This is a genomic window from Mesorhizobium sp. M0040, assembly GCF_040323505.1.
GTDB lineage: Bacteria > Pseudomonadota > Alphaproteobacteria > Rhizobiales > Rhizobiaceae > Mesorhizobium.
Map to the genome: position 1 here is coordinate 80309 of NZ_JAMYVA010000004.1, position 17430 is coordinate 97738.

The 17430-nt window shown below is 63.2% G+C and carries 9 protein-coding genes and 1 tRNA gene; 5 read left to right on the top strand and 5 right to left on the bottom strand.

Annotated features, from left to right (window positions below; all coding sequences use genetic code 11):
* Positions 1–129 precede the first annotated feature (129 nt).
* Entirely contained in the window at positions 130–1224 is a 1095-nt protein-coding gene (locus tag NKJ91_RS05155) for a branched-chain amino acid ABC transporter substrate-binding protein (RefSeq protein ID WP_352454711.1), read from the top strand.
* A 42-nt stretch (positions 1225–1266) separates the two neighbouring features.
* Positions 1267–3771 (top strand): adenylate/guanylate cyclase domain-containing protein, encoded by a 2505-nt coding sequence (locus NKJ91_RS05160; protein WP_352454712.1) that lies wholly within the window; start codon positions 1267–1269, stop codon positions 3769–3771.
* A gap of 231 nt (positions 3772–4002) precedes the next feature.
* On the opposite strand, the gene NKJ91_RS05165 is transcribed toward NKJ91_RS05160, so the two are convergent.
* From NKJ91_RS05165 to NKJ91_RS05175, 3 genes are all read right to left on the bottom strand, one after another.
* Positions 4003–5502 carry a helicase HerA domain-containing protein gene (locus tag NKJ91_RS05165; RefSeq protein WP_352454713.1) on the bottom strand — a complete coding sequence of 500 codons (1500 nt, stop codon included), beginning with the start codon at positions 5500–5502 and terminating at the stop codon, positions 4003–4005.
* A 150-nt stretch (positions 5503–5652) separates the two neighbouring features.
* Positions 5653–7719, bottom strand: coding sequence for a PAS domain-containing hybrid sensor histidine kinase/response regulator (locus tag NKJ91_RS05170; RefSeq protein ID WP_352454714.1), 2067 nt, complete (start codon positions 7717–7719; stop codon positions 5653–5655).
* 52 nt (positions 7720–7771) lie between these two features.
* Complete coding sequence (locus NKJ91_RS05175; protein WP_352454834.1) at positions 7772–13483, bottom strand: HAMP domain-containing protein; 5712 nt, start codon at positions 13481–13483, stop codon at positions 7772–7774.
* 44 nt (positions 13484–13527) lie between these two features.
* Here NKJ91_RS05175 and NKJ91_RS05180 point away from each other — a divergent pair, with 44 nt between their 5' ends.
* Complete coding sequence (locus NKJ91_RS05180) at positions 13528–14073, top strand: hypothetical protein (protein ID WP_352454715.1); 546 nt, start codon at positions 13528–13530, stop codon at positions 14071–14073.
* Positions 14074–14299: 226 nt separating this feature from the next.
* On the opposite strand, the gene NKJ91_RS05185 is transcribed toward NKJ91_RS05180, so the two are convergent.
* Together NKJ91_RS05185 and NKJ91_RS05190 are read right to left on the bottom strand one after the other, a co-directional pair.
* Positions 14300–14375: transfer RNA gene (locus tag NKJ91_RS05185), tRNA-Ala, on the bottom strand.
* A 163-nt stretch (positions 14376–14538) separates the two neighbouring features.
* On the bottom strand, positions 14539–14928 hold the full coding sequence (locus NKJ91_RS05190; protein ID WP_023676282.1) for a TIGR02300 family protein: 390 nt from the start codon (positions 14926–14928) through the stop codon (positions 14539–14541).
* A 194-nt stretch (positions 14929–15122) separates the two neighbouring features.
* Here NKJ91_RS05190 and aroA point away from each other — a divergent pair, with 194 nt between their 5' ends.
* Both aroA and cmk read left to right on the top strand, forming a co-directional pair.
* Positions 15123–16481: a 3-phosphoshikimate 1-carboxyvinyltransferase gene (gene aroA / locus NKJ91_RS05195; RefSeq protein ID WP_352448427.1), complete on the top strand. Its 1359-nt coding sequence runs from the start codon at positions 15123–15125 to the stop codon at positions 16479–16481.
* A 273-nt stretch (positions 16482–16754) separates the two neighbouring features.
* Positions 16755–17405, top strand: coding sequence for a (d)CMP kinase (cmk, locus tag NKJ91_RS05200; RefSeq protein WP_352448426.1), 651 nt, complete (start codon positions 16755–16757; stop codon positions 17403–17405).
* Positions 17406–17430: the final 25 nt, after the last annotated feature.

Genomic DNA, 17430 nt, shown 5'->3' on the forward strand with positions numbered 1-17430 from the left:
CATTCCAGTGTATGCTTGCTTCGCCAAATTGGGTGTGCACTGCAATAGCAGCCCGAGACAGTCGCGCTTGCCGAAGGGGCTGTCGGCTTTGACGGGATTGGCGTAAGCTACAGTTAAGGGGGTGCACACATGCACCGCATCATCGCCATAGCGATCTTAGTTCTCCCGGCCGTGTTCAGCTCCGCGCGGGCGGAGGTGCTGATCGGCGTCTCGGCTGCGATGACGGGACGGCTCGCCTGGATCGGCGAGCAGGGACAGCGCGGCGCGGAGATGGCAGTGGCCGACGTCAACACGGCGGGCGGCGTGCTCGGCCAGAAGGTGAGGCTCATCTCGGTCGATGACTTCTGCGATCCCGAGCAAGCTGTGGCGGCCGCCAAGAAGCTGGTGGCTGACGGGGTCGTGCTCGTCGTCGGGCATTATTGCTCCGGGGCCTCGATCCCCGCATCAAAAGTGTACGAGGAGGCAGGCGTCGTTGAGATATCCCCAGGCTCGACCAATCCGCAGCTGACCGAACAGGGCCGTGCCAATGTCTTTCGCACTATTGGCCGCGACGACGCGCAAGGTTTCATCGCCGGCAACTACCTTGCCGATCGCTGGGGCAACAAGAAGATTGCGATCCTCCACGACAATTCGACCTATGGGAAGGGTCTCGCCGACGAGACCAGGAAGCAGCTGAACAAGCGGGGCGTGACTGAGGCCGTTTACGACGCATACATTCCCGGGAAGGACGACTATTCGGCCGAGGTCGCTACGTTGCAGACCGCCGGCGTCTCCGCCTTATATGTGGGTGGGTATCATGCCGAGGTTGCGCTGATTGCTCGCGCTGCACACGACAGTGGCTACACGGTTCAGCTCATATCCGGAGATGCTTTGGCGACCGAGGAATTTGCCCTGATCGCCGGCCCCGCGGCGGAGGGGACCCTCTTCACGTTCCCGGCGGACCCGAGGCGAAGCCCCGAAGCGGCCGCGGTCGTTGAGCAGTTCCGTGCGGAGAATTTCGAACCCGCGGGCTACACGCTGTTGAGCTACTGCGCGGTCCAGGTTTGGGCCCAGGCAGTCTCGAAGGCAGGTTCGCTGGAGCAGAAGGCCATCATTGCGGCACTGCACGAACAGGAATTCGACACCGTCATCGGCCGGGTCGATTTCGACGACAAGGGCGACCTCACGAAGCAGAGTTGGGTTTGGTACGTCTGGCGCGGCGGAGAGTACGTGCCGGTTGAATAGGGTTCGCTGATCGCCGGCGTGCCGGCTGAGATGTCTAGTCTGATGCAGACCAGTGTGGCCGGACTGTTCCGACTCGCCGAGCTTGAACGCCTCGGCATACGCGGCCGGCTGTTGCTCGCCTTTTTCGGGATCAGCGCCCTTGCGGTGCTGGCAACCGCTGCGGCGCTTTATGCCTTCCTCCAGGTTGGCGACGTCGTGGACCGAATTACCACGGATCGAGTGCCGTCGGCGCTCGCCTCCCTCCAGCTGTCGCGCCAGGCCGAACGGGTCGCTGCTGCCGCGCCATCGGTGCTAGCAGCGACAAGCAGGGCTCAGCACAGCGAGGTCTCGGCTGCCGTCGCGCTCGAGATGTCCCGCCTCGAGGCCCTGCGCACGGACCTCCGGGATGCCACGTTGGGCACAGTGCCTTTGGCCGAGATCGAGGAAGCCGCGATTGTTCTGAGGCGCAACCTGAAGGAGCTCGACTCTCTTGTTGTCGCCCGGCTCGACGTGGTCGCCCGCAAGGAGGAGCTCCTGAACCGCCTCGCCGCGACGACGACCGGAAGCCAGCGCCTTGTGGCCACCGGCATCCTAGTAATGGATTCCAGGCTCCCGCAATGGCGGGCGGTCGCGGCCGACACGTCGCTGTCGCCCGATCGACGCGCAGCGGCGATGGCCGACCTGGTCCAGGCGATTGCGGCTTACATTCCCCAGCAGAAGGCGCAGCTGGAGATCTCGGCGGTCAACGACGCGCTGGTGAAGGTCGCGAACGCGCCGACGCCGGGCGACCTGGCGTTGATCCTTTTTCCGCTACGCCGTTCGCTCACTGCTCTTGAAAAGGTTTCCACGGAGATCGACGAAAAGCTGCGGACCCGCTTCCGGCAGCGTGTTGACGAGTTCAGGGGTTTGACCGACGGCGAGGACAGCATCCCCAAGGTGCGGGAGGACGAGTTTGCTGTCCTGGCACAGGGCGAAAGGCTTCTGGCCGAGAACAATCGACTGTCGCGCAATCTCACCGCTGGCGTCGATCGCCTGGTCGCCACGGCAGATCAGGAGATCGCTGCGTCCGGTCGCGAAGCCGCGCTCGTCCAGCGCTACGGCACCGCGGTTGTACTCGGCTCCGCCTTTCTCAGCCTCCTGAGTTCGGTTCTGGTTGTCTGGCTCTATGTCGACCGCAGCCTCCTCGCCCGACTGGGGGCCGTGAGCCAAGGCATGCTCGCGATTGCGGGGGGCAATCTTCGTGCGCCGCTGCCAGCCGCGGGCAGCGACGAAATCGGGCGCATGGCCGAAGCGCTGAGACTCTTCCGGGATACTGCTGTCGAGGTCGAGGAAAAGAACCTGCGCGACGTTGCGGAAGCTCGTCAGCGGCTCATCGATGCCATCGAAAGCATCTCCGAAGGATTCGCTCTGTACGACTGGGAGGACCGGCTCGTCCTCAGCAACAGCCGCTACCGCGAATTGCTCTACACCGGTCTGGAGACCGAACTGACGCCCGGCACGACATTCGAGCAAATCATTCGCCGATCCGCTGAGCGCGGCTACATCAGGGACGCCGAGGGGCGGGTCGAGGAGTGGGTCGCCGAGCGCCTCTCGCGGCACCGCAACCCTGGCGAACCTTGGGTGCAGAGGCGAGGCGACGGGCGATGGGTCATGGTCAGCGAGCGGCGGATCAGCGCCGGCGGCACGGTCGCCGTCTATTCGGACATCACTGAGCTGAAGCAAAGGGAGGAGAACCTCGCCGAGAAATCCGTGGTTCTGGAGGCGCTTTCCAGCAAGCTGGCGAAGTATCTGGCGCCCCAGGTGTATCGCTCGATATTCACCGGCCGCCAGGAGGTCAGGATCGCCAGCCAGCGGAAGAAACTGACAATATGCTTCTCCGATATCGCCGGCTTTACCGAGACCACTGACAAAATGGAATCCGAGGATCTCACCCAACTACTCAATCACTATCTGACAGAAATGTCGAAAATTGCTTCGGATCACGGCGCGACGATCGACAAATATGTCGGCGACGCGATCCTGATGTTTTTCGGCGATCCCGAGACTCGCGGCGTCAAGGAGGACGCGCTGGCTTGCGCGCAGATGGCACTTGCAATGCAAAAGCGGATTAGCGAGCTTGCCGAAGTCTGGCGGGACATGGGGATCGAAACACCGCTGCGCTGTCGCATCGGCATCCATACCGACTACTGCACCGTCGGTAACTTCGGCAGCGAGGACCGGATGGACTACACGATAATCGGCGGCGCCGTGAATCTCGCCTCGCGCCTGGAGCAGGAGGCGCCGCCGGGGGCCATCCTCATTTCCTACGAGACGTTTGCGCAAGTGAAGGACGCAATCGACTGTGAGGAACTGGGGCAAGTCCAGGTCAAGGGGATCGCCTATCCCGTCGCCACCTACCGCGTCATCGATCTGAAGGCCAATTTGGCGGCCGCTCGTCGTGCTGTTCGAACCGAGCTGCCGCACTTCAGGTTGGAACTTGAACCGGAGCTGATGTCCCCTGACGAGCGTGGCGATGCCGCCAATGCACTTCGAGACGCGCTGGATCGGCTTCGTCACAAGCCTGGGTAGTAGGGCTTGGTCCACATCGACCCCTCCCAATGGACACAAGGAGTGGATGTGGGACGCCGCTCATTGGCGCTATCGATGCGAAGGCCGCAGAACGGTCGCGGTCAGTCTTTGAACTCGGGCGGAACGTCCGCATCGGAGCCGAGACTTAACATTCACGGCATCACTGGCAAGGTCCGGATATGGCGCTTTGCTGATGTTGAGTAACGTCAGTTTTGGCCTAAACCACCCCAATCAAACAGCCACCCTCCCCTGCTCCGCCTCCGCCGCATTCGGATCGCCCGGCGCCGTCGCCCAGGCGAGCTCCACCAGCGTCACCGTCCGCCTTCCAGTGCCATCAAGCTGGCAGACGATCAGGCCTTGTTCCTCGATATAGGTCAGCAGGCGCCGGGCGCGGCGTAGCGAGTGCGAGCCGTAGGCGCGGGCGATTGCCGCGTCGCTCGGGCAGGGCCAGCCCTCCTTGGCGGCGCGAGCGATCATCATAAACACGCCTTGCATATCCTCGGGCAGTAGCGAGGCGCGCACCGAGACGTCCTGCCATGCGTCGTCGCCCGCCATGTCGGAGCCGAGGCCGGCACGGGCGCGCGTCAGCATGCGGCGGAACTCGGGCAGGTCCGGCACGACCGAGGCGAGGCCCTCGATGCGGCAGCGGACCACGAACTCCTGATGAAGCACGCCGATGACCCGGAAGCCGGCATCGGGTTGCGCCAGCACGGCGCGCAGCACCCGGTCGACGCGCTCGCGCCGCTCCGCCAGATCCTCGGCGCTGATCGGCGGCTCCACCGGTTCGGGGCGGATTTCCAGCGCCGCCGACTTCGCCGCCATCAGCTGATCGAGCAGGTCCGGCGACGAGCGGCGCTGCGGCCGGACGGTTTCGGGCGACGGGGCCGCCAGGATGATGGCGCGGGCATCCTCCAACGCCGCTTCCGGCAGCGGCATCAGGCGCGGGGTCGCGTTGCGCGGGCTTGTATCGGTCGGGCCGATGCGCAAGCCGAGCGGACGGCGCGACAGCGCCGGGCCGAGCGCCATGAATTGCCCGCGCTCGAGGTCGCGAAAAGCCTCGGCCTGGCGGCGCTCCATGCCGAGAAGGTCGGCGGCACGCGCCATGTCGATATCGAGAAAGGTCCGGCCCATGAGGAAATTGGAAGCCTCGGCGGCGACGTTCTTGGCAAGCTTGGCCAGCCGCTGGGTGGCGATGATGCCGGCCAGCCCGCGTTTGCGGCCGCGGCACATCAAATTGGTCATGGCGCCGAGCGAGAGCTTGCGCGCCTCGTCGGAAACCTCGCCGGCGACAGCCGGCGCGAACAGCTGCGCTTCGTCAACCACCACCAGCATCGGGTACCAGTGGTCGCGGGCGACCTCGAAAAGCCCGCCGAGAAAGGCGGCGGCGCGCCGCATCTGGTTCTCGGCGTCGAGCCCCTCGAGATTGAGCACCGTGGAGACGCGGTGGATGCGCGCCCGCTCGCCGGCGCTCTGCAGGCCGCGCTCGGTATGCTCCTCGGCGTCGATCACCAGGTGGCCGAAACGGTCGCCCAGCGTCACGAAGTCGCCTTCGGGGTCGATGATGGTCTGCTGCACCCAGGGCGCGCTCTGCTCCAAGAGCCGGCGCAGCAGGTGGGACTTGCCGGAGCCCGAATTGCCCTGCACCAAAAGGCGGGTCGCCAGCAGCTCCTCGAGATCCAGCGCCGCCGGGGCGCCTGCGCTCGTCTGGCCCATCTCGATCGCAACGGTCATGTCTCGACTCTCCTTGCGGAGAGGGCTTATCAATCGCATCACAGCCCGTCGAGCGCGGCATGGCCGGCGCTCCGTGTTGCGCACAGGCTGGATGTCGCGGACGATCGAGGATACGGAACGTACCGTTTCGATTCGATGAGGCTTGTCTCCTCAGGTCGAAAACCGGTACCCGCCTTTCACCGGCTGGGCCTGCCTGGCTTTCTGCGAGCCGGCGCGCGCGGCCGCTGCAAGAATGCTCTCCACCAGATCCTTGTCGCGCAGCGGTTTGCCGAGCAGCGGCACGTCGGGGGGCCGGTCGGCGATCGCGTCGGCATCGGCATATCCCGTTATCATCACCGCCGGCCAATCGGACCGCAGATTGCGGGCGAACCGAATGACCTCCAGGCCCGAGACCAGCGGCATGGCAAAATCGGTGACGATGACATCGAAATCGTACGGCGCCCGCTCGATCATCGCCAGCGCTTCAGCACCGCCCCCGGCACAGGTAACCGCAAAGCCATGTTGGCGAAGCGATTGGGCCGTCAGTTCCCGCAGTACATTGCTGTCGTCGATCAGCAGGACCGATGGATAGTCCTCGCCGGCATTCACGACGGTATCGTCGGCATCGGATTTCTCGGGGATTTCGACCGGACGCTCGATTGAACGCGGCAGCCAGAGCTGGACGGATGTTCCACTGCCGACGGTGCTTTCAATGCGAAGCGTGCCGCCCGATTGCTTGACGAAACCATGCACCGTGCTCAGACCGAGGCCAGTGCCTTTGCCGACCGGTTTTGTGGTGAAGAACGGTTCGACGACCTTGGCGAGAATGTCAGCCGGTATGCCCGACCCCGTGTCCTTGACCGTGACCACGACATAGTCGCCCGCCGAAATATCCTCGGCTGCACGGCCTAGCGTTCGATTTTGTGCCTCCACGATTATCGTGCCGCCGGACGGCATGGCATCGCGCGCGTTGAAGACCAGGTTCATCAGCGCGAGCTCCAGCTGGCTGGCATCGACATGCGCCGGCCACACAGCGTCGTCGACAAGCCAATCGAAACGGATCAGGCCGCCCAGGACCGGGGCCACCAACCCGTTCATTGTATCGCCGAGCGCGGCGAGGCGCACGGCCTGCGGCCTCAGCGTCTGGCGGCGCGAGAAGGCAAGCATGCGGTTGACGAGCTCGGCGCCTTGTTTTGCCGACCGGCGTGTCAGTTCCAGAACCTGCCTGGTCTGTCCGTCGAACTCGGCATGGCGCTCGAGCAATCCCAATCCGCTGAGAATTGCGGCAAGCAGATTGTTGAAATCATGCGCCAGGCCGCCGGTAAGCTTGCCGATCGCGTCGAGGCGCTGCGACTGCAGCAGCTGGTCCTCAAGCTCGCGCCGCTCGGTAACGTCCAGCAATGTGCCGAGGATCTCGGGCTTCCGGCCGTCGGAGCCATTCGACAGGACGCCCTGGTCGAGAAAAATCCGGTAATTGCCGTCGGCGCATTGCCAGCGGAATTCGCAGGTGTAGGAGCCGGTGGCCTTGGCTGCGAGCAGGACCTCCCTCACTCTCGGCAGATCGTCGGGATGAACGCGGCTCAGGCCGAAGCCTGGATCGGCGGTCAGCCGTTCCGCAGGAAAGCCGGTCAGGCGTTCGACCCCTTCGGTGACAAAGCTGGCGCCGAACGGCGGCTCCGCCGCCCTTGCGTGGAAGCAGACCGGAAGAGAGCTCAAAATGGCATGCTGCCGCTCCTGTGCGCTGCGCAGCGCCCGCTCGGCCTCGAGCTTTTCCTTCTGCGCCTGCAGTGCCTGGGCCAGCAGCCGTTGCTCGGCAGCCGCCTTTTGCTGGATTTCGAGCGTCTTCTCATGAAGTTCGACGAACACGGCGACCTTGGAACGCAGCATGGCCGGGTCGAAAGGCTTGAACACGTAATCCACCGCGCCGGCGTCATAGCCGCGCAGCAGGTGCGCGTCTTCCTTGTTGATGGCGGTGAGAAAAATTATCGGCGTTCGCCTGGATTGCTCGCGCTGGCGGATCAATCCAGCGGTCTCGTAGCCGTCCAGCCGGGGCATCAGCACATCCAGCAGGATGACGGCGAAATCGTCCTTCAGCAGTGCGCGCAACGCCTCTTCGCCCGACTGCACGCAAACGACTTCACCGATAGGGGCCAGAACCTCGCCGATCGCCAGCAGATTGCGCTCGTCGTCATCCACGGCCAGGATGCGCGCCTTTGCCGGCCCCGCTGCCGGCGCCATGACCTCCAGCTTCCTTGCTCCGTTTCTCGACAGCTTCTGCATCGAGCGGCCGTCAGTTCACTGCCATGAGCGTCTTTTCCGGACCATGGACACGGGATCGCGAACGGCCGATCCAGACACGCAGCAATGCCAACAGCAGATCGAGGTCGACAGGCTTGGCGATGTAGTCGGAGGCGCCGGCGTCGAGGCACTTCTGCCGGTCGCCCTTCATTGCCTTGGCTGTGACCGAGATCAACGGGATATGGGCGATCGCCGGCATGCTGCGGATCTGCCGCATCGTCTCGTAGCCATCCATTTCCGGCATCATGATATCGATCAGTGCCGCATCGATATCGGGGCTCTGCTCCAGAAGCGCGATACCTTCCCGGCCGCGCTCCGCATGCAGCACCTGGATGTCATAGGTCTCGAGAACGCTGGTGAGCGAATAGATGTTGCGGATGTCGTCGTCGACGATGAGGACCTTTGCGTCGGCGAGGTCGAATTTGTCCGGCTGTTCGGCTGCCGCACCATCGTTTTCGTGGCCTCGCCCGGGGAGTGTTGCCGACATCAGGAGAGCCAGCTGCGCGAAATTCTCCGCCCGCGGAACATCCGCCAATGCCGGATGCAAGGCGAGCGACTGTTGCAGCGCTTCCGGATGAGGCGCAAAGAACAGCAGTCGCGACACCGACTGCCCGAACAGGACGGCAATCTCATCCAGCATCTGGGCGTTGTCCTTGGCCGAGCGGCCAAAGCCGAGCACAACGGCATCATAGTTGGCGATGCCGATTTCGTCCGCATTCGCCGCGACGCGGCCGATGGCCGTAACCGAGGTGACGCCGTCGCGGATCGCCTCGATCAGCGAAAGGCGGCGCTCGGGATCGGGATCGGCAATCAGGACGCGGCTCTGGACGCGGAGCTTTCTGGAATGAATATCCTGGAAGACCTTCATCAGTTCGTCCGACGATACGGGCTTGGTTGAAATGCTGGATGCACCCTTGCGGGCAAGCACCTCGATGTCTTCGGCGCCCGAGATGACATGAACGGGAATGTCCTTGGTTTTCGGGTCATGGCGAAGCAGATCGAACAACACCCAGCCGTCGATATCCGATAGTCCGAGATCGAGCGTAATCGCGTCGGGAACCAGCTTGCGTGCCAAAGCCAGCGTGCCGGAGCCCGCGGTCGACAGGACGCCTTTCAGCCCGGCCGAACGTGCAAGGCCGAGCAGCAAACCGCCGAAGGTCGGGTCGTCCTCGACGATCAGCACGACCCGATCTTCCGACGAGATCGTGTCGCGGTCATCGAGCAATTCGGAGGACGGCGGGCTCGGCTGCGCTGTCCTCGCGGCCACCTCCATCGCCGGCAGCAACGCCGCTTGCGGGGCCAAGGCCATCCGGGGTCCGTCGAATGGAATGACCAGAGTGAACGTCGAACCCTTGCCCGGCGTGCTCTCGACCCGCAATTCGCCGCCGAGCAGCCGGGCAATCTCCCGGCTGATCGAGAGCCCAAGCCCGGTGCCGCCATATTTGCGGCTGGTGGTGCCGTCGGCCTGCTGGAAGGCTTCGAAAATCAGCTTCTGCTTGTCCTGCGGAATACCGATGCCGGTATCGCTGACCACGATCGCGAGCGCCTCCATCGGTTGCGCCGAGCCGTTGTGACGGCCCGTCTTTTCGGCCCGGAAATTCAAGCGGACCTCGCCTTGCGAGGTGAACTTGAAGGCGTTCGACAAAAGATTGAGCACGATCTGCTGCAAGCGCTTCTCGTCGGTGCGGACGGTCTCCGGAAGCTCGGGGTCGACATTGATGGTGAAGCCAAGTCCCTTGTCGGTCGCCAGCTGCCGGAAGGTTCGCTCCATATGCTGGCGAAGATGCACCACGGGCATATCATTGATATCGATCGAGACGGTGCCCGATTCGATCTTCGACAGGTCGAGGATGTCGTTGATGAGGCTCAAAAGGTCGGTGCCGGCCGAATTGATGGTGCGCGCGAACTCGACCTGCTTGTCGTTGAGATTGCCCTGCTGGTTGGTTGCGAGCAGGTTTGAAAGGATGAGCAGCGAGTTCAGCGGCGTGCGCAGTTCGTGGCTCATATTGGCGAGGAATTCCGACTTGTATTTCGAGGTAAGCGCCAGCTGCTCGGCTTTCTCCTCCAGCGCCCGCCGCGCCATCTCGATTTCCAGGTTCTTGTTCTCCACCTGCTTCTTTTCGTTCTCGAGCAGCTGCGCCTTTTCCTGCAGCTCCTCATTGGTGGCGTGCAGCTCCTCCTGCTTCTTGGTCAGTTCGGTCTGACGCGCCTGCAATTCCGAGGTCAGCAGCTGCGACTGCTTGAGCAGGCCTTCGGTGCGCATGGTGGCGGCGATGGTGTTGAGAACGATGCCGACGGATTCCATCAGCTGGTTGAGGAACGACTGGTGCGTGTCGCGGAATTCGCTGAACGAGGCGAGTTCGATGACGGCCTTCACCTCGTCCTCGAACAGAGCCGGAAGAATGATCACGTTCGCCGGCGCGGCATTGCCAAGGCCGGAGGTAACGCGCAGGAAATTCGGCGGCACATTGTCCAGCATGATGGCGCGCTTGTCGGCGGCACTCTGCCCGACAAGCCCTTCACGCAGATCGAGGCGTTGCTTGATTTCCGCCTTGCTTTCGGCGCCATAGGAGGCGGCGAGCTCCAGATAGAATTCATCCTCGTCGCGGTTGGTCACATAGAACACGCCATATTGCGCATTCACCAGCGGGGCGAGTTCGGACATGATGAGGCGCGAGATCGTGGCCAGGTCGCGCTCGCCCTGCAGCATGCGCGAGAAGCGGGCGAGATTGGTCTTCAGCCAGTCCTGCTCGGCATTCTTCAGCGTCTGGTCCTTCAAATTGCGGATCATCTCGTTGATGTTGTCTTTCAGCGCCGCCACCTCGCCGGAGGCCTGGACGCTGATCGAGCGGGTCAGATCGCCCTTGGTCACCGCCGTCGACACCTCGGCGATGGCGCGCACCTGGGTGGTCAGGTTGGCCGCGAGCTGATTGACGTTGTCGGTCAGGTCGCGCCAAAGGCCGGCAGCGCCGGGCACCCGGGCCTGGCCGCCGAGCTTGCCTTCGATGCCCACTTCGCGGGCGACGTTGGTCACCTGGTCGGCGAAGGTCGCCAGCGTCTCGATCATGCCGTTGATGGTGTCGGCGAGCGAGGCGATCTCGCCCTTGGCATCGACCGTCAGCTTGCGCTTGAGATTGCCTTGCGCGACCGCGGTCACGACATCGGCGATGCCGCGCACCTGGTTGGTCAGGTTCGTAGCCATCAGGTTGACGTTGTCGGTCAGGTCCTTCCAGGTGCCGGCAACGCCCTCGACCCGCGCCTGGCCGCCGAGCTTGCCCTCGGTGCCGACCTCGCGGGCGACACGCGTCACTTCGCCGGCAAAGGAGTTCAGCTGGTCGACCATGGTGTTGATCGTCGATTTCAGCTCCAGGATCTCGCCCTTGACGTCGACGGTGATCTTCTTCGACAGGTCGCCGCGCGCCACAGCGGTGGTCACCTCGGCGATGTTACGGACCTGGCCGGTCAGGTTCTCGGCCATCGAATTCACATTGTCGGTCAGATCCTTCCAGGTGCCGGCAACGCCGCGCACCTGCGCCTGTCCGCCGAGCTTGCCTTCGGTGCCGACCTCGCGCGCAACGCGCGTCACCTCCGAGGCAAAGGAATTCAGCTGGTCGACCATCGTATTGATGGTGTCCTTGAGCTCGAGGATCTCGCCGCGCACATCGACCGTGATCTTCTTCGACAGGTCGCCCAGCGCCACCGCAGTCGTCACCTCGGCGATGTTGCGCACCTGGCCGGTCAGGTTGGCAGCCATCGCATTGACATTGTCGGTCAAGTCTTTCCAGGTGCCGGCAACGCCGCGCACCTGCGCCTGGCCGCCGAGCTTGCCGTCCGAACCGACCTCACGCGCCACGCGCGTCACCTCGGAAGCGAAGGAATTCAGTTGGTCGACCATCGTATTGATGACGTCCTTGATCTGCAGGATCTCGCCCAATGCATCGACGGTGATCTTCTGGGTCAAATCGCCGGTCGCAATTGCCGTCGCCACCTTGGAGACGTCGCGCAACTGCACTGTCAGATTGCCGGCCATGGCATTGACGTTGTCGGTCAGGTCCTTCCAGGTGCCGCCGACGCCCTCGACATGCGCCTGGCCGCCGAGCTTGCCTTCCGACCCCACTTCGCGCGCCACACGCGTCACTTCCGAGGCGAAGGAATTGAGCTGATCGACCATCGTGTTGACGGTGTCCTTGAGCTCCAGGATTTCGCCCTTGACGTCGACGGTGATCTTCTTCGACAGGTCGCCGCGGGCAACGGCGGTCGTCACCTCGGCGATGTTGCGGACCTGGCCGGTCAGGTTGGCGGCCATCAGGTTGACGTTATCGGTCAGGTCTTTCCAGGTGCCGCCGACCCCTTTCACCTCGGCCTGGCCGCCGAGCTTGCCTTCGGTTCCGACCTCGCGCGCCACACGCGTCACTTCCGAAGCGAAGGAATTGAGCTGGTCGACCATCGTGTTGATGGTGTCCTTGAGCTCGAGGATTTCGCCCTGCACGGCGACAGTGATCTTCTTCGACAAGTCGCCCGAAGCGACGGCGGTCGTCACCTCGGCGATGTTGCGGACCTGGCCGGTCAGGTTCTCGGCCATCGAATTGACGTTGTCGGTCAGGTCCTTCCAGGTGCCGGCGACGCCGCGCACCTGAGCCTGGCCGCCGAGCTTGCCCTCGGTGCCGACTTCGCGGGCGACACGCGTCACCTCGCCGGCAAATGAGTTCAGCTGGTCGACCATGGTGTTGATGGTCGATTTCAGTTCGAGGATCTCGCCCTTGACGTCGACCGTGATTTTCTTCGACAGGTCGCCAAGCGCCACAGCCGTCGTCACCTCGGCTATATTGCGCACCTGGCCGGTCAGGTTCTCGGCCATCAGGTTGACGTTGTCGGTCAGGTCCTTCCAGGTGCCGCCGACACCTTCGACGCGCGCCTGGCCGCCGAGCTTGCCTTCTGTACCGACTTCGCGCGCGACGCGCGTCACTTCCGAGGCGAAGGAATTGAGCTGGTCGACCATCGTGTTGATGGTGTTCTTGAGTTCGAGGATTTCGCCTTTCACGTCGACGGTAATCTTCTTCGACAGGTCGCCGGAAGCGACGGCGGTCGTCACCTCGGCGATGTTGCGCACCTGCCCGGTCAGGTTCGTCGCCATCGCGTTGACGTTGTCGGTCAGGTCCTTCCAGGTCCCGGCCACACCTTTCACGCGGGCCTGGCCGCCGAGCTTGCCTTCGGTGCCGACCTCGCGCGCCACGCGCGTCACTTCCGAGGCGAAGGAGGCCAGTTGCCCGACCATGGTGTTGACGATCTTGCCGATCCGCAGAAACTCGCCGCGCAGCTGCCGGCCGTCGATTTCGACCATCATCGTCTGCGACAGGTCACCCTTGGCCACCGCGCCGATGACGCGCGCCACTTCGGCCGTCGGCTGAACCATGTCCTCGATCAGATCGTTGACGGAACGGACGCTCGATTCCCAACTGCCGGTGGCGTTGCGGACACGGCCGCGTTCGCCGATCCGGCCATCCTTGCCGACGACCTTGCTGAGGCGCTCAAACTCGCGCGTGACCTGATCGTTGAGCTCGACGATTTCGTTGAAGGTGTCGGCGATCTCCGAATCGAGGCCAGAATAGATATTGTCGATGCGAACGGAGAAGTCACCGCTCCGAAAAGCCTTCAGCGCGTTCAGTATTTGACGGTGGTCCAATTGCCTTGTGGATGCAAGCACGCTCACAGCGCCCCTCCCAGCTCACGGATTTCTTGAATGTCCTGGTGAAACTGTCCCCTGCGGCCGACACAACTCCCCGCAAGCGCAAGAACGCGGCATGCTCGATTTGGTTCCAGACGAAATTGCCGCTATGCGGCAGGAATTTCGCAGCCGCATTCACGAAACGACGAGCAACAAAGATCCATAATGATTGTATCGATCAATATTTCTGCCCAACGGAACATCTCGAAAAAACTCTCGTTGGTATAGATCGCGATAGAGCGATGCAACTCGATGGAGACACTAAGATGATGAAAATTCTCTCTGCATCCCTACTTGCTATCGGCCTGGCCACATCTGCCATGGCACAATCCATGGGCTCCGGGACCGGTAACGACCCCAATACCGGCGTCAACACAGGCACTTCCGGCGGCAACACCGGGACTGGCAGCGCAACTACCCCGAACACGATCGATCCGAACGCAACGAGCGCCACCACGCCGCAGACAAACGGTATGGAGGACCGCTGTAAGGATACGGCGAGCAGCGATACCGACAACAATACCCCCAGCGGCGCCATGACGTCGGATATGCAGAACTGCAACAAGTAACGGCGTTTTGCTCAGCCGTCATTTCAGCCCGCTGCCTGGTCCAGACCGGTGCTCGCGGTTCAAACCACAGCCAGAAACATGCACAGACCGGGCACGGGCTCATTACTTCTGAATGGATCGGCGAGCCCTAGTAGAGCGGCCGATTACACTAGTCTCAGCTGGGTTCTGCGATAGGCGGCGGCCAGCCCGGACGGGCGGGCGTTCTGCTGATTTTCGCGGAGAGAACTGGTGGAGCCAATCGGAATCGAACCGACGACCTCTTGAATGCCATTCAAGCGCTCTCCCAACTGAGCTATGGCCCCACTCCGGCAGTTCACCGGCGCCGTTTCCGGCGAAGAGATCCGGCGCGGGTTCTAGACCGCGCCGTTAGTGAAGGCGGCTTCTAACCCCGCCTTCAGTCAATATCAAGCCTTCAAGAACCGCTTTTTCTAGGCAGCGCCGCGAAAGCCGGCGAATGCGGTTCGCTCAGACTTCGTCGTCGTCTTCGCCGACGCCGATCATGTCGGCAACGTCGTCGTCTTCTTCCTCCTCGTCGGCGAGGAACGTGTCATCCTCGTCATCGCCAAGGTCAACGTCGTCTTCGTCATCGCCGAGATCGGGAAGCTCGTCGGCCTTCGCGTCCTCGTCCGCCTCTTCGAGCGAGACGACCTCGACGCCCTCTTCCTCCTCGGCGTCCACTTCCTTCTCGGCAACTTCCTCTTCCTCCTCGAGGGCGGCGATCTTGCCTTCCTCGAAATAGGAGCGCGGATAGCTCTTGCCCGTGTAAGGCGAGACGATCGGGTCCTTGTTCAAGTCATAGAATTTTCGACCCGTCTCCGGGTCGATGCGTTTGGTGCCAAGTTCGGGTTTTGCCACAGCAAGCCTCGTCGATGAAAGTTTGGTCCCCTTAACCAGAGTTTACGGCGCTGTCAAAGCGAAAAGCCGGCGTCCCAAAAAGCTTGAATTCGAAGGCCTTCATACCAAGGGGATGACCATTTCGGTACGCCATGATAGGAGACCCCGCAAACCAGCAGAAAATGGCCGGCCGCCGGCGTTTCCAGGAAAGAACCATGTCGCACACTGCCGCCCCGAAGCAGGCCACCGCCCGCAAATCATCTGGCCTTTCAGGCGCGGCACGGGTGCCGGGCGACAAGTCGATCTCGCACCGCTCGTTCATGTTCGGTGGCCTGGCCTCCGGCGAAACCCGTATCACCGGGCTGCTGGAAGGCGAGGACGTGATGCGTACGGGCGCTGCCATGAAGGCCATGGGCGCCCATATCGAGAAGCATGGCGCTGAGTGGGTGATCCGCGGTACCGGCAACGGCGCGCTGCTGCAGCCGGAAGGCCCGCTCGATTTCGGCAATGCCGGCACGGGCTCACGCCTCACCATGGGCCTGGTCGGCACCTATGACATGGAAACCACCTTCATCGGCGACGCCTCGCTGTCGGGCCGGCCGATGGGCCGGGTGCTCGAACCGCTCCGCCAGATGGGCGTGCAGGTGCTGAAGGCGACGCCCGGCGACCGCATGCCGATCACGCTGCACGGGCCCAAGCACGCCGCGCCGATCACCTACCGCGTGCCGATGGCATCGGCGCAGGTCAAGTCGGCGGTGCTGCTGGCCGGGCTGAACACGCCGGGCATCACCACCGTAATCGAGCCGGTTATGACGCGCGACCATACCGAAAAAATGCTCAAGGGGTTCGGCGCCAATTTGTCGGTCGAGACCGACGAGCGCGGCGTGCGCCACATTTTCATCGAAGGCCAGGGCAAGCTCATGGGGCAGACGATCGCGGTGCCTGGCGACCCCTCCTCGGCCGGCTTTCCGCTGGTGGCGGCGCTGATCGTGCCGGGTTCGGACATTACCATCGAAAACGTGCTGATGAACCCGACCCGCATTGGACTTCTGTTGACGCTGCAGGAAATGGGCGCCTGGATCGACATAATCGATCCGCGCAACGAAGGTGGCGAGGACGTCGCCGACCTGCGCGTACGCTATTCCGAGCTGAAAGGCGTCACCGTACCGCCGGAACGGGCGCCGACGATGATCGACGAGTATCCGGTGCTTGCCGTGGCGGCCAGCTTTGCCGAGGGCGAAACGCTGATGCTTGGCCTGGAAGAGCTGCGCGTGAAGGAATCCGACCGGCTGTCGGCAGTGGCCGAAGGGCTGAAGCTCAACGGCGTCGATTGCAGCGAAGGCGGGGCCTCGCTTGTCGTGCGCGGAAAACCCGGCGGCAAGGGCCTCGGCCAACACCCCAACGGACAGGGCACCATCGTCCAGACCCATCTCGACCACCGCATCGCCATGAGTTTTCTGGTTATGGGGCTGGCAACGGAAAAGCCGGTGACCATCGACGACCAGGCGATGATCGCGACGAGTTTTCCGGAGTTCATGGGCCTGATGAAGGGGCTCGGCGCGAAGATCGAGTAGCTTGATGGCAATCAATAGCCTTGGGGGTTGGGGCCAAACTGGAACGTCGGCGGGACAGCGCCCCCCTCTGTCCTGCCGGACATCTCCCCCACAAGGAGAGAGATTGGCAGCTTCGGCGCTCCGCTTAATCCTGCGACGTAGACAATTGGCGAAAGCCGCGATGGCCGCCGATCTCCCCCCAAGTGGGGGAGATGTCCGGCAGGACAGAGGGGGGCGCGAAGGATCGCCACGCCTATCTGGATCATTGCGCTTTTCGATTCCGGTGGGCGGCCAATGACCTCAACTTTCACCATCGCCATCGACGGACCTGCCGGCGCCGGCAAAGGCACCCTCGCTCGGCGACTCGCCGATCACTACCGGCTGAACCTGCTCGACACCGGCCTTACCTATCGCGCGGTGGCGCATGCGCTGCTCCGGCTCGGCCTGCCGCTCGACAATGTTTCGGCCGCTGAAACCGCGGCCCGGCAGGTCGATCTGGCAAAGCTCGACCGGACGGTGCTGGCGGCACACGCCGTCGGAGAGGCTGCCTCGAAAGTGGCTGTCATCCCGTCGGTACGGCGCATCCTGGTCGACAAGCAGCGTGCATTCGCAAGAACACCGCCTGGCGCGGTGCTCGACGGCCGCGACATCGGCACTGTCGTCTGTCCCAATGCCGACGTGAAGCTCTATGTCACGGCCAGTGCCGAAGTGCGGGCAAAGCGGCGGCTGGATGAAATCGAGAGCATCGGCGGCACCGCTAATTTCGATGAAATCCTTGCCGATATCGTGCGCCGCGACGAGCGCGACATGGGCCGCATGGACTCGCCCTTGAAGCCGGCCGCCGATGCGCACTTGCTCGACACGTCGGAAATGGCTATAGAAGCCGCGTTTCTGGCAGCTCAGGCGATCATCGACGATGTCCTGGCCAAGAGAAACGAAGCCTGAGCCGGGTTTTCCTGCCGCCGCCGAT